The following is an 18,468-nucleotide window of genomic DNA, read 5'->3' on the forward strand; positions in this document are numbered from 1 at the left end:
TACTTAGCGACCTTGTGTGATTGCTGCCGGGCTTTGGTTCCAGCGATAGCCCATGCCATATACCGTTTCAATACAATTAAACTCGCTATCTATATGGCTGAATTTTTTTCGTATCCGTTTGATATGCGAGGTAATGGTGGAGTCATCAACATATATTTTGGAATCTTGCATTAATTGGCTACGATTTTTTACATGGCCGGGATGCTTAGCCAGTGCGTATAGCATCCAAAACTCGGTAATGGTCAAATCTACACTTTGACCTTGCCATTCAATGCTCATACGTTGACTATCAACGGTTAATGGTCCGATAGTGAGCATATGATCAGCTTGTTGGGGTTTGCCGAGTGCATCTTGGCGTCGAAAAAGGGCAGCAATACGTGCAGCAAGGTGCGGCAAGCTAATATCTTTGGTGAGGTAATCATCAGCACCAATGCGCAGGCCAGATACTGTATCAACTTCACTATCGCGTGCAGTTAAAAATATAATCGGTAGCGTTGTCGACATAGATCGTAGCCATTGGCATAGCTCAAAACCGGCGTCGTATTCGTGTGCTAAGCCAATATCTAAAATCGCTAAATTAGGCAAGCGAAGGTTAAAAGCTTGCATGGCAGATGTTTTATCAGCATAAGTTTGCACTTGGTAGCCCTGTAAACGTAGAACGTCCGCATAGTTTTCTCTGATTGCGGCATCATCTTCGACGATAGCGATGCGTTTTAACATGATTATTGCTGATCCTTTGGGGGGTGATATGAGCTTGATAATATCGAATTAATCCTATTTAAGCTGCTAATTATTGCAATTGCCATAATGTTGCCACATTTGCTCAGCGAATTGTCACTTTTGCGGCCTTAAGTGGTCGTTTTGTTAAGGTTTAATAGCATCATCAAAACAAACAAGCTAATTAAGTGATTAGTTAGTAAAGATATATCACTCACATTATTAACTCGAGGTACTCAGATGATGACTTATTCAATGACAGCAAAAAATACACAAGCAACTCACAATGTTGTTAAAAATCTTTCGAAAAAAACGTTAATTAGCGCCGCTTTAATTTCAAGCTTAACCATAAGCCCTGTTTTCGCTAATGATTATGAAAGCGCAACAAAATTAAAAACTCAGCAAGAAGATGCAGCACAGCTGAAAGAAGAAATTGGCTTAGGCACAGGTATGGTTATTGGGGCCATTTTTGGTGGGCCAATTGGCGCATTTGTTACAGGAGTAGCGGGTAACCTTATTGCCAAGAATATGAACGCAGAAGATGAAGTTGAAAGCATATCGACCGCTTACTTATTAGAAAAGCAAAGCAATACAATGGCTTTGGCCCGTTATAAAGAAGAAATAGCAGCATCAGAGCAGCGTTACCAAGCTGAGTTGCTTGCGTTAGAGCAGAATTATCAAACAGCGAGCTTATTGCAAGCACAAAATTTATTAATGAGCTTACAGTTTTCAACCGGCTCAAGCGAAATTAAAGCACATTATCAAGATCAAATTATCAGTTTAGCGCGCATTGTTAAGCAATCACCGCATTTAGTGTTAGACCTTTCTGGCTATACCGATAAGCAAGGTAGTGAAGCGTTAAACCAAGCGCTTTCATTAGCACGTATTAATGCCGTTAAAAACGCACTGATTGACCAAGGGGTAATGGCAGAGCAAATTAATTTATTTGCTTATGGCGAGCAGCAACCGGTTGTTGCCTCGGTAGATAAAGAAATCAGCTTTTATGATCGTCGAGTGGTTATTAAACTAAAAAATACTGCTGTAGCAACAAATAAAACTAAGTCAGAAAATGCGCAAACAGCACAAAATTATTAATTTATAGACGTGTTACTAGGTTTTTAAGCCTATTGGGTTAATAAGGTTTTCTATTTATTTAACGAGTTTTAATAAAGTAAGGAGGTGAACTAACCAGCTGCAGGCGTCCCCAACCGCTATTGCTTGCTATTGAAATAACATAACGTTGATAAAAAAAGCTTAATAAAGCCAAGGCCTCCCACCTTGGCTTTTCTTGTTTTAGCAAGGGGGATCTTTGCTGCAAAAATAATCTCGAAAGCTCAACAGCCCCTAATACCTTTGCCCATTGCTTTGTTTTACTTATCTCGAATTCAGGTTATTTACTGTCTTAAAAAGTCTAATTGCTCTGGTGTAGCAGAGCTTAATGCTACACTGACTTTATCTCATCTTTTAATGATAAGGAAAAAATGTCTATGATCACCGCGCACCAGGTACTGCATTTTTGGTTTAATGAAATATTACCTGAAAAGTGGTGGCTTAAAGATTTAACCTTTGACCAAGAAATTAAGCATCGTTTTATCAACTTGCATAATGCAGCGAATAAAGCCGAACTTTTTACCTGGCGAGATACGCCTAAAGGGCGCTTGGCGGAGATTATTGTACTTGACCAATTCTCGCGTAATATCTACCGCGATACGGCTAAATCATTCGCCAGCGATTCATTGGCATTAGTGTTAGCGCAAGAAGCTATAGCGTTAGGCATGGATATGAAAGTGGCAGAAAATCAACGGAGCTTATTTTACTTACCTTTTATGCATAGTGAATCAATGGTTATTCACCAGCAAGCGTTAGCTTTGTATGAAAAGCTTGGCAACGCGAATAGTTTGGCGTTTGAGATAAAACACTTAGAGATCATCAAAAAATTTGGACGATACCCGCATCGTAATAAAATATTGGGCCGTTCATCAACTGCCGATGAAGATAGTTTTCTGCAACAGCCCAATTCTTCATTTTAATAAATAAAGACTCAAGTATTATTTTAATAAGCAAACCCTATCCGTTGTGCTAATAATTAAGGACAAGAAAAATAATTAATGTAGGGAGCAACGATGAACAAATTAGTCCATATTATTATCGCGATATTACTGCCACCTGTTGCTGTTTTCATCAAGTCTGGCGTAGGAAAAGATTTAGTCATTAATATTATTTTATCTTTGTTATTTTTTGTTCCCGGGGTATTACACGCCATATGGTTGATCACCAAATAGTAATTTTACGGGCAATGAAACAGGAGAAGTACGAGTCAGCACTGTCACTAAGGTTTCTAAAATCTTAAGCAAATAGGCCAAAAAGCTATTTGTTTATGTTTATCTCGCTATGATTTATAAATTATTCAATGACGCGTTTAAATGGCGGCAAGGAGTTTAATAGGTCTTTGCCGTAACGTTTATTGACCACACGTCGGTCCATTAAGATGATAACCCCGTAATCTTTTTCATTTCTGAGTAAACGTCCGGTGGCTTGAATGAGTTTTTTAGAGGTTTCAGGCACTGAAATAGACATAAACGGATTACCACCTTTTGCCGTAATATATTCAGCTTGTGCTTCTTCGACAGGTGAAGATGGCACTGAAAAAGGTAATTTAGTGATTATTACGTTGGTGAGATAGTCACCGGGTAAATCTAGCCCTTCAGAAAAGCTTTGCGTACCAAAAATAATGCTGTCTTGTTTTTTGTCACAGAGCGCTTTATGGGTTTCGATAATTTTTTGTCGCGATTGCTCACCTTGCACCAAAATACTGAGTTTAGTTTTCTCGCGCAGGGCAGTAACCACTTTATCCATTTGCCAATAGGACGAAAAAAGCACCAATGTCGCTTTACCGCGTTTAATTTGCTCAGGTAATTTGGCAATCAATTCATCGGTAAACTGATCTGCACTGGGTTCATATTGCATTTTCGGCACAACCAGTTGAGCATTGTTTTGGTAATCAAAAGGAGAATCGACTTTTTGATATTGGCTGCCGTCATCGTTTCTTAAACCTGCTTGGCGGCGAAAATGATCAAAAGAGTTAAGCGCTAAAATGGTGGCAGAGCATAACACCGCGCCTTCACATTTAGACCACAGCATATCCTCTAAGGTAAAGCCCACTTCGATAGGCGAGCCGCTAATAAGATAGTCGCTACGTTTACCTTCAATTTGCTCTAACCAACGCGCCATAGGTGCGCCTTTTTCGTTATCGGTTTTAGCGTACATCTGCCATAAGGCATTAAAATTTTCTAAACGTTGGATCATAAAACCGGATTCAGCTAATAATGGCTCAGCTAAATACATCTGGGTATCGCCGTCTTTAACCGACTCCATCAATAAATTATAAAGCTTGTTTAAATGCGCTAAACACTTCTTTGAACTATCGGTTAAATCTTCAGCTAAATTTTTCAATGTTTGAGGAATAATGCCGTTTTCAAAACGGTATTGTAGGGTTTGATTTTGCCCTTGGAATTGACTATGACTGTTCGCCGATTGATTGAAATATAGGCTGCGATTATTGTCGATTAAGCTCAATACTTTTTGCATATCGAGCAAAATATCTTGGCAATCGTCGGCCAGTTTTATTGACGGCGATATTGCACTATTAGATTTAACCAATTTTGCGATTTTATCACCGGTTTCTTGTAACTTTCCAAGCCAGTCAATGGCTCCCTTAATGGTTAAGTTGGCGCTAGAGTGGTCACGCGTTACCTTTGGTAGGTGATGAGCTTCATCAATTATGTAAAAAGTGTCTTCTGGAGACGGTAAAATTTTCCCGCCGCCAAGCTCTAAATCAGCCAGTAATAAACTGTGATTTACCACCAGTACATCAGCCGCTTCCATGGTCTCTCTTGCCTTATGAAAAGGGCAATGACTGTGATCTGATAAGTGCTTTAAACAGCTATGTTTGTCCGCTTGTATTTGTTGCCAAATATGATGATTTACCGGCTCTGGCCAAGCATCAATATCGCCTGGCCAAGTGTTATCATTGAGCGCTTTGTGCATATTATTTAAGGTGCGAATATCACTAGCTTGGGGCTTTTCTGCAAAAGTAAAACCGGCTTGTGGGCTATCGTCATTGGCAACAGCAAGCGCGAGCTTTTGGCGACAAACATAGCGTTGTCGACCTTTTGCTAAGGTAAAATTAAAATCTAAACCACTGTGCTTTTTCAAAAACGGTAAATCTTTATCAACCAGTTGCTCTTGCAGTGCTACGGTTGCGGTAGCGATACAGACTTTTTTGTTTCGGCTTAAGGCTAATGGAATAGAACCCAGAGCATAAGCTAATGATTTACCGGTACCTGTGCCGGCTTCAATGGTAATAATTTTACGTACTTTGTCGTAGTCACCGGCGAGGGTTTTAGCGATTTCGGCAATCAAAAATGTTTGCTGCTTGCGTGGGTTAAAGTTAGTCAGGTTTTCACCTATGGCTTTATAGGAGCTTCTAATAACTTGCTTAATTTTATCGCTTAACATCGGCGCTGTAGTTTCCTATCGACAATAGATGATTTACACTGCTGTATATATTAACAGTTTACCGCCAACAATTAGAACCCTTAATGCAAATTTCTCCGCAACAATTAACCGAAGCTAAACAATTGCCTGCTGCCATGCGGGGATTTTTGCTGACCCGAAGTACTAGAGACCGCAATAATCATATTGAAGTTTGCTTATGGTTGAAAACACCCGCAGGGCCGGTACAACTTATTGTCAGTAATGAACGCGCGGTATTTTTTGTTGAACAAACGGCGGCGCCACAAGCTGAAAGCGCTTTAAACCAAGAAGCCATTTACCTTGATGAAATAAAGCCGGTGGCTTTAAAGGCATTTAATCAAGTGAGTGTAGTGGCATTATATTTTTCAACTTTACGTGAGTTTTATCAAGCGCGAGAGGTCTTAAAACAATGGGGCATCAAGTGTTATGAAGATGATATTAGGCCAGATGATCGTTTTTTAATGGAACGTTTTATTACCGCTGATATTACCTTTGCCGGCCAAAAAGCTAACGTCCTCTTAACGGGTAGCCATCAATATCGTCGTTTTGAACAGGCTAAATGTAAACGCGTTGATAAAGCTTTGCAAAAAGATATTACCTTAACAACGGTCTCGCTAGATATCGAATGCTCAATGTCAGGCGAGTTGTATTCTATCGGGTTATATAGCGAGCATTGTCAGCAAGTATTGATGATTGCTGATCAACAAGAAATTACCCGCGAACAAGCAAAAACTACCGATATCGACATTGTTTGGCAAGCAGATGAAAAACAATTATTAACCAACTTATTACTTTGGTTCAGCGACCATGACCCCGATATTATTATCGGTTGGAATGTTATTAACTTTGACTTTGATTTATTACAAAAACGCTATGATTTACATGGTGTTAAGTTTACGCTTGGTCGTGACGGTACAACGCCTTATTGGCGTAAAAATAAAGCTAGCGAACAACAGTTTATCGAAATAGCAGGCCGTGTGGTGCTTGATGGTATCGATTTACTTAAAACCGCTACTTACAACTTTCCGAGCTTTTCACTCGACAATGTCGCTAATACCTTATTAGGTATAGGAAAAAAAGTTATTGATGTTGATAATCGTGTGCAAGAAATTACCGATAATTTTCATCATGATAAAACTGCGCTCGCCACTTATAACTTAGAAGATTGCCGCTTAGTGTTATTAATTTTTCAGCATACGCAATTATTAGAATTTGCCATGCTGCGCGCGCAATTAACCGGTTTAGCCATCGATCGCGTCGGTGGCTCAGTGGCCGCCTTTACTAATTTATATCTGCCAAAGCTGCATAGAAGTGGTTATGTTGCGCCAAACATGGGCGATGGCGATCAAGGTTTTGAATCGCCCGGTGGTTTTGTCATGGATTCAACACCGGGACTTTATCAAAATGTTTTAGTGTTAGATTTTAAAAGCCTATACCCCAGTATTATCCGTAGTTTTAATATTGACCCTATGGGCTTGATAGAAGGTTTAAAGTCGCCAGAAACAGCGATAGAGGGCTTTGATGGTGCTTATTTCTCTAGAGAGCAGCACTTTCTGCCGGATATTATTAATGGCTTGTGGAAAGAGCGCGACATTGCCAAACAAGATCAAAACGCCGCGTTATCACAGGCGATAAAAATTATTATGAACTCGTTTTACGGCGTTTTAGGTTCAACTGGCTGTCGTTTCTTTGATCCGCGTTTATCTGGGTCAATCACCAAAAGAAGTCATAGCATATTAAAAATTACCAAGTCTTGGATCCAAGACAAAGGTTATCAAGTGATTTATGGCGATACCGATTCGATATTTGTTCATGTCGGTAATGATAAAAGTGCGGCTGACAGTAGGGCACTTGGCAAAAGCTTACAAGATGATATTAACGTCATGTGGCAACAACGTTTGACTGAACAATTTGCCATCGCTAGTGAACTTGAAATTGAATTTGAAACTCATTTTAGCCAATTTTTGATGCCGACCATTCGCGGGCAAGACGTCGGCACGAAGAAACGTTATGCGGGGTTGGTGCAAAAAGGTGATGAACAGCAGTTGATATTTAAGGGTTTAGAGAGTGTTCGTACCGATTGGACTGAACTGGCGAAACAATTTCAACGCGCTTTGTATTTAAAAGTATTTAATCGCCAACCTGTCGCCGAATATATTAAACAAATGGTTGCTGACACATTAGCGGGCAAGCACGATGATTTGCTGTATTATCGTAAACGTTTACGTCGTAAGCTCGACCTGTACGTTAAGAATGTTCCACCCCATGTCAGAGCGGCGAGGTTAGCTGATGAGATATATCAGCAGCAAGGTAAGCCGCTTAAGTATCAAAATAAAGGCTGGATTGAATATGTGATGACGATTAATGGCCCGCAAGCTAGAGGTTGTCAAAGCGCGGCATTAGATTATCAATTGTATATCGACCGACAGTTAATGGCAGTTGCCGATGCCATTCTACCTTTTATTAATACCAGCTTTGATGAAATCACCAATAGTCAAATGAGTTTATTTGATCGCTAACGTTTGATGTCCAGTATTATTCCCTTATTTTTCCATCAATTTAGCCATCAATAAATATCATGACTATGATATGTCAAAATAAATCGTGCTTCTTAAGGTAATTCACGTTATATATATTATAGATGGCTAGATAGCCATGATTTAATATTTACTGTGGGATGTAACCTAGACATGAAAAAAGAAACGAAACTCATTAATGCCGGCCGTAAAAGCCAATGGACACGTGGTGTGGTTAATCCACCGGTAGAGCGTGCCTCGACGGTAGTCTTTAATTCTGTCAAAGAAATGAAACATGCCACAGCAAATAAAACTAATCAGGTATTGTTTTACGGTCGACGAGGAACGTCCACTTCGTTTGCTTTTAGCGATGCTATGACCGAGCTTGAGGGCGGAGCAGGTTGTGCGCTCTATCCATCAGGTACTGCAGCAATAACCAATGCCATCTTAGCTTTCGTTAAAACAGGCGATCATATTTTAATGGTAGATACCGCCTATGAACCGACGCGTGATTATTGCGATAAAATACTGGTTAAATTGGGCATTGAAACAACTTACTATGATCCCCTTATCGGTAAAGGTATTGAAGCACTCATTAAACCGAATACACGACTGGTTTTTCTAGAATCACCTGGCTCTATTACCATGGAAGTGCAAGACGTGCCGACGATTGCTGAGGTTGCTCATCGTCATGATTGTATCGTGATGTTAGATAATACTTGGTCAGCAGGAGTGAATTTTCAACCGTTTGATTACGGTGTTGATGTCTCAATTCAAGCGGCAACAAAATATATTGTTGGCCATTCAGACGTCATGTTAGGCACAGCAACGGCAACCGCAGAACATTGGCCTCAGTTACGCGAAAGTAGTTATATTATGGGGCAATGTACTTCGCCGGATGATTTATATTTAGCCATGCGCGGTATTAGAACCTTGAGCGTGCGTTTGCAGCAACATCAAACCAGTGCACTTAAAATAGCCGATTGGCTAGCAACGCGTGCTGAGGTTGAAACGATTTTACATCCCGCTTTACCATCGTGCCCAGGTCATGAATTTTTTAAGCGTGACTTTACTGGCTCGAACGGTTTGTTTTCTTTTGTTTTAAACCAAGGTAACCAAGCCGCGCTAACTGCCTTATTAGATGGTATGGAACATTTTAAAATGGGTTATTCGTGGGGCGGGTTTGAAAGTTTAATTTTAGGCATTTCCAGCGTTAAAAATATGCGTAGCGCAACGAAATGGCCATATCAATTTCCGCTGATCCGTTTACATGTCGGCTTAGAAAATGTTGATGATCTGATTAACGATCTCGAACAAGGTTTTGCCCGCTTTAATCAGGTGCTTGAACAAGATAATAATGAAAAGTAGCGGGTTATAAAGTATCAATAAAAACGCCGAGTAAATGTACTTACTCGGCGTTTTTGTTTAGTTGGCAAAAGAGAGCGTGTTATCGTCTATTTTTTGCCTAATAACTGAAATATCTTACTTGCAATTTCTGTATTATCGCTTAAACCTTGGAAAAGCTCTTTTTGTTTGCCCATCGCAAATACTGGCACATCAACACCCGTGTGACCAAACGTTGTCCAACCTGTTATAGAACGTTGATCTATAAGGTTGTTAACACTTAAGTGCATGGCACGTTTAATCGTTGGCTTACGGGTCTGTTTTTTTACGGCAGCACTAGCATTATTATAGTCAGCAAGCGATTTTTTAGCGTTAGCTTTTGCTGCTTTTAGCGCCTGAAATTCAGCATCGGTAATGGTGAAGTTAAGCATTTTACTAACGTTAGCTTTAATTATTTGCTCTTTTGCTAAGATTTTACCAATCGTCTCTGCCGACATGATCATGCTGCGCAATACGTCTGGCTGCCATAAGTAATCGCCATCTTTACCAATAGTGAAACCACCGGTACTGTGATCTGCGGTTAGCACCACTAAAGTATTTGGGTTTTTCGCAATATAAGCTTCTAAATATTCGAGTGTTTTTGCTAAATCATCCATTTCAGCCATCGCAGAAGCAATATCATTGCTATGACCGCCCCAATCAACTTGGCTTGCTTCAACGAGCATGAAATAACCTTGCTCATTTTCTAACTGTGAAATGGCCGCTTTAGTCATTGCTGACAAACGGTGTTTATTGCTGTCATCAAGCGCCCATGGCAAGCCTTTATCAGCAAATAAGCCCAATACTTTCTTTTGTGGTGTTAATTGGTTGAGTTGCCCGTAGTTATCAATATATTGGAAACCTTTATTTTTAAAACCATCGACAAGGTTGACATCCTTGCGAAGGAAATACTGCCAGCCACCACCTAACATGACATCAATATTGTCAGCGGATTCTAAGAAGCTGTCTGCTATTTCATTGTAATTATTACGACTTTCGTTATGTGCCAAATAAGACGCTGGCGTAGCATGGTTGATTTGTGATGTAACCACCATGCCAGTTTTCTTACCTTGTTTTTTTGCCCAAACAAGCACAGATTCAACAGGGTTTTTATTTACATCGACAGCAATGGCACCATTATAAGATTTTGTTGCCGTAGCAAGTGCGGTTGCACCGGCTGCTGAATCAGTTACGTAGCCAGAAATACGCGCAGGGTATGTGCTGCTACTGCCAACGAGGTGACGATCAAATACCGTTTCTTCGATAGTATCGGTGTTAGGGTCATCATGAAAATAGCGATAGGCACTGGTATAAGCAGGTCCCATACCGTCACCAACAATCATAATAATATTTTTTGGCGCATTAACGGCTGCGGCATCTGCAATAACAGCACTTGCTTGAGAACTCGTGTCAGCTTGTAATTGGCTACATGACATGACCAATAGGCTAGTTAATAATGTTGGAATGAATTTTTTCATCTTTTTTCCACTAAATGTTTGAGATAAATATAACCGCTCAGCTTCGTTTTAAGCTTAAGCTTAAGTTGCTATTTGCTAGGTGAATTTTTAAATGTCAGATCTACCCACACAAGTCGGTGATCAGACGATGCTGCACGGTCTTTAACTAAGCGAAATTCTGGCTCGTTGACTTGCGGCCAAAAAATACCCGCGTCGAGTACGTTCAATTGCGCTTTAGCCGGTAAAACGTAGTCGGCGCGCATGCCCCAAAATGCGGTATGATGTTGCGCATTTGGGTTGTCTTTTCGATGCATTTTACCACCGTCGCTACTTGGTTTAGGATCGATAATGCGAGGGTGATGTGTTAAACGCTGGATACCTGTTTTTATCGCATTACCATCGATAGCATCAGCATTTAAATCACCTAGAATAACGAAGGCTTTGTCTTTAGCTAAACCACCAAAGTTATTATTATCGTCATAAATATAACTAGCAGCGCTAGGAGTCAAGTAATCAGTCCAAAACCGTATTTCATCAAAATTTCTTTTGCCGTTTCTATCTTCAGGCCCGTCGAAAACTGGCGGAGTAGGGTGACTTGCTAATATGTGTAGCTCATTGCCATTAACGTTAAGCGGAATATCCCAGTGAGATTTTGATGACAAGCGAAAATTATTCCATGCTTGCGCGCTATACCAAGGTCGCTGAGTTTTTTGCTCTACAGGCATCAACGCGTTAGGCATATCACGCCATTTAAATAATTGAAATGTTCTAATTTTATCAACATCAATCGGATACTTGGATAACAGTGCCATCGAAAAATGGCCTGAAAAATGACCATAACCGTAGGCATCGCCAGGCAATTTACCTATTTTACCATCGTTATTTAAATCATATCCCGTAGCAACACCAGTATTAACCGGCCCTTGATAAAAATAAGGGTAGTTTACCGCGGCGTTACCTTGTTGGCTCTTGGCTAAGTATTGCGATAAGAAAAGTTTTAATGATTGATGCTTTGCATCATTACCATCGAATTCATTCAATAAAATAATATCGGGATTAACACGCTGAATAATTTCAGCAATATTTCTTATTTGCTGATGATCTTGAGCAAGAGCCAAGGCAAGTTCATTACCTTTAACATCGACTGTTTTATCTGGTGTTGATGGTAAGTAATTTAAGGCTTCCATACTGACATTAAAAGTGGCAATACGTAGCTTTGATGAAGATTGCTCGCTTGTTTCTGACATGACCATCCCCGAATATATTAACAACGTTGTTGTTAATATATTTGTTATAATTTTCATACAGGTGAATCCTTATTTTAAACCGCAACCGCGCAATATAAAATCCGTCAAAAATTCGGTAACTTGGGTAATATCGTCTTCTTCATAATCAGCACGATTCATTATGGTTAATATTTGTTGTTCAAAGTCAGCATAATGTTGCGTTGAAGACCAAATTAGAAAAATCAATTTTACGGGATCTACATTGACCATTTCACCATTATCAATCCACACTTGGAATAATTTTGCTTTTTCTCGTACCCATTGACGCAAATAAGTACGGGCAAACTCCTTCAAATGCAGTGCACCTTGAATAATTTCCATGGCATAGATTTTTGAAGCTTGGGGATGCTCAAAAGACATTTTTACTTTTGCAGCAATAAATTTTTCAATAGCCACAACCGGACCATCGCTACTATCTATATCACCAATACCTTGATCCCAAGTATCTAGGGTTAATTGTAATACCGCATGATAAATGTTTTCTTTATTTTTGAAGTAGTACAGTACATTTGCTTTCGGTAGACCTGCGGTGTCGGCAATAGATTGAACTGTTGCGCCTTTATATCCTTGCAAGATAAACTCTTTTTGGGCCGAAGCTAAAATAATAGCTTCACTTCTTGCCCGAATGCTTCCTTGCTTTTCATTTGTGGTATTGTTGCTCACATGAATAACCTTTCTATTTATATTAGCTACTTTAATTAACGCTAGTCTATTACATTGATGTTACATTTTACTGGACTTATTTCATTATGATAAAAAAGCGCTTTTACATATTGAAAATTTCAAGTGATCTTACAAGTTAACACTAGCGGTTACGACATTAAATCAATGGATTTTTGCTAGAAATTAGCTAGTTTAATTTGATTTATTGTTTAAGACACTGTTTTAATACGTTTTCTACTATATAAATAGTGCAAATACGATATTTATAAATGATCTGTTCTGATGGTTAATTTATTTTTATTAACGCAGCCCTTTGTAAACTTCATTAAAATCATACTTTATTTTATCTTGACCAGATGGTTTGTTTTTATGATTTTTTGTTATATGTTTTTTGCTTTTATATAATTAACGTTATAAGTGTTTTTGATTTACGTTTAAATCTTATGTGTAACTCATTGTTAATTATGTTATTAATTGTCTTTGCTCTGTTTTGTTTAATATTTTTTTTAAAAAATATTAATAATTGAAAACAGCTTTGTAAATTTTTGTAATGAAAATGTAAGAAAACTCTGTTTTAATTTCACCCGAAATACACTTAAAAAAATAATAAATAGATTAAAAATTAGCTAAGTGAAAATTAATTAAACATTTTACATAACAAAATTTAACTATTACCAAGGAATAATATGATGAAAAATCATCGTCTCTCACGTATTACTGGCGCAGTTGTACTTGCACTAGGATTGTCAACATCAGCTATGGCTGCTGATACTACGTCTTCTGTAAGGGGTACAATAGTAGGGCCTAACGGTCAAGCTGCGCCTAACACTAAGATTATGCTTATCCATCAGCCTTCAGGTACGGTTACTGAAGTTGTTACAAACGAAACAGGTGCCTTCAATGCAGGTGGCTTACGCGTTGGTGGTCCATATCAGATTGTTATCGATTCAGATAAGTTTCAAGATGTGGCCAAAAACGATATTTTTCTTCTGTTAGGACAAACTCTGCGTTTGAATGAACAATTAAACGCAGCACAAAATATTGAAACAATTACGGTTACTGGTAGTCAAACATCATTTACTAGTAATGCGGGTAGCTCAAGTTTCTTTGGTTCAGATGCTATTGAAAACTCACCTTCATTTAACCGTGATTTAAAAGACATTTTAAGACAAAACCCATTAGCTACTTCTTTAGGTGGTAATGACAATGGTTTTTCAGTTGCGGGCTCTAACCCTCGCTTTAATAGCTTAAATGTCGATGGTGTAGGCCTTAATGATGACTTTGGTTTGAATGGTAATGGCTATCCTACTCAACGTTCTCCTATTTCATTAGATGCTATCGAGCAAATTTCAATTGACACTAATCCTTATAATGCAAAGTTTGGTGGTTTTAGTGGTGCGCGTATCAATGCGGTAACTAAATCAGGTACTAATGAATTACATGGTGGTGTTTTCTATGAGAAAACATCAGATAGTTGGGCTGGCGATTACGATACCAACAATTCAAAAGGTAATGAAGTTGAAGGTGTTAAAAGTGACACTTGGGGTGCTCACTTAGGTGGAGCACTGATTGAAGATAAATTGTTCTTCTTTGCTAACTATGAAAGTTTTGAAAAACCTACTGTTTCTGACTATGGTCCAGAAGGTAGTGGTAAACCACTTTCAACCAATTTAACGTTGGATGAATATAATCAAATTGCTGCAATCGCTAGTGAAAGATACGGTATTGCTGATATTGGTGGTTGGGAAGGTAACCCAAAAGAAGTCGATGATAAAATTCTAATCAAACTAGATTGGAATATTAATGATGATCATCGTGCTGCGTTTACATTCAATCAAGATGAAAGCAACAGTATTCGTAATGTTACTGATGGAAGTAGTACGCTAAATACTTCGACTAACTGGTATGACTATCAGCAGAATATGAATTCTTATGCTTTACACCTTTATTCTGATTGGAATTCTGATTTAACGACAGAATTTGCTGTATCTTATAAAGATGTTGAATCTATCTCAGGCGTGGCAACACGTGATTATGGTAAAGTTAGCATTGATAGAGCAATTGATTTTGGTCCAGATAACTACCGTCATGCTAATGCGTTAGAAACTAAAACTTGGCGTGCAAACTTTGATGCCGAATACTTAGTTGGCGATCATAAATTGGGTTTTGGTGTTCAATATGAAAGAAATGACATTTTCAACATGTTTGCTGAAGCGACCCTAGGTACATGGACTTTTGATAGTATTGATGATTTTGCTGCCGGTAACGCTGAGCTTTATTACGGTAATGCACCGACTAATAATCAAGCTGATACTGCTGCGTCATTAGTGATGGGTACTTACTCGTTTTATGTGCAAGATGACTGGGCATTTAATTCCGATATTGACGTATCATTTGGTTTACGTTACGAAAGAATTTTTTCTGACGACACACCTTCGTTTAACGCAAAGTTCTATGATCGTTACGGTTATGGCAACCAAGAAAATCTTGATGGTACAGATATCTGGTTACCACGTGTTGGCATGACCTGGTATGCAAGTGATGATCTAACGGTTCGTGGTGGCTTTGGTCTATTCAGTGGCGGTAAGCCAAATGTATGGATATCTAACTCTTACAGTAAAACAGGTATTAATTACGTAACGAATACTCAAGATTATACCGATTTAACTTCACTTGCTGTGCCTCAAGATATCAAGGACTCATTAGCTAATGTTACCCCTGATGGTGAAACTAACGTTATTGATTCTGACTTTGAAACACCATCTGAGTGGCGTTATAGTATTGGTTTCGATTATAACTTCGATAGTGAACTTTTAGGTGATAACTGGACTTGGTCAGGTGAATACATTTATGTTGATAAGCAAGACTCATTAGCATGGCGTGACTTAAATCGTCAGCCAAGTGGTGAAGTAACTAAAGATGGTCGTATTATTTATGAACCATTCGATGCAACTAGCCCAGATAATTACGATATCTTGTTAACTAATGCTGATAGAGATGGTTATTCGAATGTTATTTCAACTAGCTTGTACAAAAGTTGGGAAAACGGTTTGGATATGAATATTTCTTATACTAATCAAGATGTTGTTGATGGTAATACCGGTACGAGTTCACAAGCAGCTTCTAACTATAAGTATAATGTTTATAGTGAAGGCCGTAATGTTGATGCTTTAGGTACAGGTAACTATGAAATAGAGCATAGTTTAAAAATAACTTTAGGTTATACGAAAGAATTCTTCGAAGGCTATAATACCCGTGTTAACTTATTCTTTGAACGTCGTTCAGGTCGACCTTTTGGTTGGGTATTAGGTACATATAGAAAGGGTGATTTGGGTGATCAAGATTACTTATCTAAGTATAACGCTAAAACGCCTTATATCCCATCAGGTGCTGATGATCCAAACGTAGCTTATAAGAATGGTATGACTTATGCTGATCTTATGGCTGATTATGTGAACCCTGCAGGTTTGGCTGGTTATGCTGGTGGTTTTGTTGATAAAAACTCATCAAAACGTCCTTGGTTAACGACCATGGATTTATCAATTCAACAAGATATTCCAGGCTTAATGAAGGGACATAAAGGTACGTTAACTTTTACTGTACAAAACTTAGCTAACTTAATCAATAAAGACTGGGGTCATGTCTATAGCCCAACAGATGGCGATTTCAATAAAGAATTTGCTAACGCTGAGTGGAATGATGATGGCCAAATCGTTTATAGCCCGAACAGTCGTAGCAGTATTGGACCAATTGGTTCAGATAATAGCTCATATGATATTGAAGGCGAAGATTCAGTTTGGTACATTAAAGTAGGTGTTAGATACACTTTCTAATCAAAGATGATTAATTAGTGATCTAAACTGACACTTTTTTAAAACCGCACTTTATAGTGCGGTTTTTTTTACTCTAAATTCAATGCGTAACATCCATTTTGTTGAAGTGTTACCCGAATAAAAGTATTGAAAATCATCATTCTTAAGTTGCTTTTTACAGACTATTTTATTAGGATAAGAAATAAGTTGACCACTTGGTCAGTTAAAGGGTTTGATAATGTCAAATATTGAAGATAACGAAATCTCAGCGCTTATTACTGCCGCAAAAGATGGTTTCACAAAAGCATATGCACCTTACAGTAATTTTCATGTTGGTGCCGCTGCGTTAACCGTTAATGGCAACATTGTCAAAGGCTGTAATGTTGAAAATGCCTCCTATGGTTTAACAGTTTGTGCCGAACGCAACTGTTTAGCACAAGGTGTGATTTCAGGCGAGCAAGCGTTTTCTGCGATAGTTATTTATACCAATCAAGAAAAGCTAACACCGCCTTGTGGTGCTTGTCGACAAGTTATTGTTGAGTTTTTAGCACCTGAGGCATTGGTGATGGCTGTTAACCATAACAACGATAGAAAGCAATGGACAGTTAATGAATTATTACCTGATGCTTTTACGCCAAAAGATTTACTTGAAAAATAAGGATTAAAATTAATGTTATTACCACAAGAAATAATTCGCACCAAACGCAATGGTGGTTCACTCTCCCAAGAACAAATACAATATTTTGTTGATGGTTTAGTAACATTAAATTTTAATGATGCTCAAGCAGGTTCGATGGCAATGGCTATTTTTCTAAAAGGCATGGAAACGCGTGAAATTATTGATTTTACCATGGCGATGAAAAATTCAGGTGATGTGCTATCTTGGCCAGAATTAGACGGCCCAGTGGTTGATAAACATTCAACGGGTGGAGTTGGTGACAAAGTTAGCTTTATGTTAGCAGCCATTGTTTCAGCCTGTGGTGCTTATGTACCTATGATCTCAGGTCGTGGTTTAGGCCATACCGGTGGTACATCTGATAAGTTAGAAAGTATCGCTGGCTTTAATGTGCAACCCAGTATTGGTGAATTTAAGCGTATCGTGAAAGATTTAGGTATGGCGATTATTTCTCAAACCGATAACTTAGCCCCCGCAGATAAACGCCTTTATGGTATTCGCGACATTACCGCAACGGTTGAATCTATTCCGTTGATCACCGCGTCTATTTTGTCTAAAAAATTAGCCGCAGGACTTGATTCATTAGTTATGGATGTCAAAGTGGGTAATGGCGCTATGATGTCAAATATTGATGATGCTAGGGCATTAGCACAAAGCATCGTTAGTGTTGCAAATGGTGCCGGTGTACCGACACAAGCCATTATTACAGATATGAACCAAGTGCTTGGCGCTACAGCAGGTAATGCCTTAGAGATGGCTGAAACGGTGAAGTATTTAAATGGCAGCTTGCGAGAACCTCGTTTACATGCGGTTGTGGTTTCACTCGCTAAAGCTATGCTGGTGAGTGCAAAAGTCGCGGCAAATGAAGATGAAGCATTGAAAAAAATCAATAACGTTTTAGCTTCAGGCGCTGCAGCAGAGCTTTTTGGTAAGATGATCCATGCGCTAGGTGGGCCAAGTGATTTTATGGAAGATCCATGGCGTTCAATGCAGCGTGGCGATGTTATCGTTGATGTCCTTGCACAAGAGCATGGCTATATTAACGGTATGCAAACCCGTGATATTGGTATGGCCGTTGTCGGCTTAAAAGGTGGACGAACTGCTAATGGTCAACAAATAGATCACAGTGTTGGTTTCGATCGCATTTTACCAACAGGCACCCGGGTTAATCGTGGTGATATTGTGGCACGTGTCCATGCTAGAGACAAAACTTCGGCATTAAATGCCGGTCAACAATACCTTAGCGCACTTGCAATTAGTGAACAACAAAGTGAAGAGCCGCCAGTTATTTATCAAACCATTTCAGCTTAGGTTTTAATAACTAGGCGTGAACAGTACGATACAAAAAAAGGAATATTATAGTATTCCTTTTTTATTTATCACACGTTATTAAAAATTCACTCGTTGTACTTAAATTTATTT

The 18,468-nt window shown here is 38.8% G+C and carries 13 protein-coding genes; 8 read left to right on the forward strand and 5 right to left on the reverse strand.

What is annotated here, in order from left to right; translation table 11 throughout:
• Positions 1-3: 3 nt before the first annotated feature.
• The gene (pdsR, locus tag FGD67_RS02235; protein WP_257173503.1) at positions 4-720 is read right to left on the reverse strand and encodes a proteobacterial dedicated sortase system response regulator; all 717 of its coding nucleotides are present in this window, start codon (positions 718-720) and stop codon (positions 4-6) included.
• 237 nt (positions 721-957) lie between these two features.
• On the opposite strand from pdsR, the gene pdsO reads away from it, so the two are divergent.
• The 3 genes from pdsO (at position 958) to FGD67_RS02250 (ending at position 2,999) form a co-directional block, all read left to right on the forward strand.
• Positions 958-1,812, forward strand: coding sequence for a sortase-associated OmpA-like protein PdsO (pdsO, locus tag FGD67_RS02240; protein WP_257173504.1), 855 nt, complete (start codon positions 958-960; stop codon positions 1,810-1,812).
• Between the two features lie 392 nt (positions 1,813-2,204).
• Entirely contained in the window at positions 2,205-2,747 is a 543-nt protein-coding gene (locus tag FGD67_RS02245) for a DUF924 family protein (RefSeq protein WP_257175049.1), read from the forward strand.
• A gap of 93 nt (positions 2,748-2,840) precedes the next feature.
• Positions 2,841-2,999, forward strand: a complete 159-nt coding sequence (locus tag FGD67_RS02250; protein WP_257173505.1) for a YqaE/Pmp3 family membrane protein — start codon at positions 2,841-2,843, stop codon at positions 2,997-2,999.
• A gap of 121 nt (positions 3,000-3,120) precedes the next feature.
• Here the strand turns inward: FGD67_RS02250 and dinG are convergent, their stop codons facing one another.
• Positions 3,121-5,235: an ATP-dependent DNA helicase DinG gene (gene dinG, locus FGD67_RS02255; RefSeq protein WP_257173506.1), complete on the reverse strand. Its 2,115-nt coding sequence runs from the start codon at positions 5,233-5,235 to the stop codon at positions 3,121-3,123.
• Positions 5,236-5,318: 83 nt separating this feature from the next.
• Between dinG and FGD67_RS02260 the strand changes: the two genes are divergently transcribed.
• A complete protein-coding gene (locus FGD67_RS02260; protein ID WP_257173507.1) occupies positions 5,319-7,772 on the forward strand; it encodes a DNA polymerase II in 2,454 nt (817 codons plus the stop codon).
• Positions 7,773-7,943: 171 nt separating this feature from the next.
• A complete protein-coding gene (locus FGD67_RS02265) occupies positions 7,944-9,137 on the forward strand; it encodes a cystathionine beta-lyase (protein WP_257173508.1) in 1,194 nt (397 codons plus the stop codon).
• Between the two features lie 86 nt (positions 9,138-9,223).
• On the opposite strand, the gene FGD67_RS02270 is transcribed toward FGD67_RS02265, so the two are convergent.
• The 3 genes from FGD67_RS02270 to FGD67_RS02280 all read right to left on the reverse strand — a co-directional run bounded on the left by FGD67_RS02270 (position 9,224) and on the right by FGD67_RS02280 (position 12,558).
• On the reverse strand, positions 9,224-10,630 hold the full coding sequence (locus FGD67_RS02270) for an alkaline phosphatase (protein WP_257173509.1): 1,407 nt from the start codon (positions 10,628-10,630) through the stop codon (positions 9,224-9,226).
• A 68-nt stretch (positions 10,631-10,698) separates the two neighbouring features.
• Entirely contained in the window at positions 10,699-11,913 is a 1,215-nt protein-coding gene (locus tag FGD67_RS02275) for an endonuclease/exonuclease/phosphatase family protein (protein WP_257173510.1), read from the reverse strand.
• 12 nt (positions 11,914-11,925) lie between these two features.
• Entirely contained in the window at positions 11,926-12,558 is a 633-nt protein-coding gene (locus FGD67_RS02280; protein WP_257173511.1) for a TetR/AcrR family transcriptional regulator, read from the reverse strand.
• Positions 12,559-13,244: 686 nt separating this feature from the next.
• Between FGD67_RS02280 and FGD67_RS02285 the strand changes: the two genes are divergently transcribed.
• The 3 genes from FGD67_RS02285 (at position 13,245) to deoA (ending at position 18,357) form a co-directional block, all read left to right on the forward strand.
• Entirely contained in the window at positions 13,245-16,391 is a 3,147-nt protein-coding gene (locus tag FGD67_RS02285; RefSeq protein ID WP_257173512.1) for a carboxypeptidase regulatory-like domain-containing protein, read from the forward strand.
• Positions 16,392-16,608: 217 nt separating this feature from the next.
• Positions 16,609-17,028, forward strand: coding sequence for a cytidine deaminase (locus FGD67_RS02290; protein ID WP_257173513.1), 420 nt, complete (start codon positions 16,609-16,611; stop codon positions 17,026-17,028).
• A gap of 12 nt (positions 17,029-17,040) precedes the next feature.
• Positions 17,041-18,357 carry a thymidine phosphorylase gene (gene deoA / locus FGD67_RS02295; RefSeq protein ID WP_257173514.1) on the forward strand — a complete coding sequence of 439 codons (1,317 nt, stop codon included), beginning with the start codon at positions 17,041-17,043 and terminating at the stop codon, positions 18,355-18,357.
• Positions 18,358-18,468: the final 111 nt, after the last annotated feature.

The sequence above is a fragment of the Colwellia sp. M166 genome (assembly GCF_024585285.1).
GTDB lineage: Bacteria > Pseudomonadota > Gammaproteobacteria > Enterobacterales > Alteromonadaceae > Cognaticolwellia.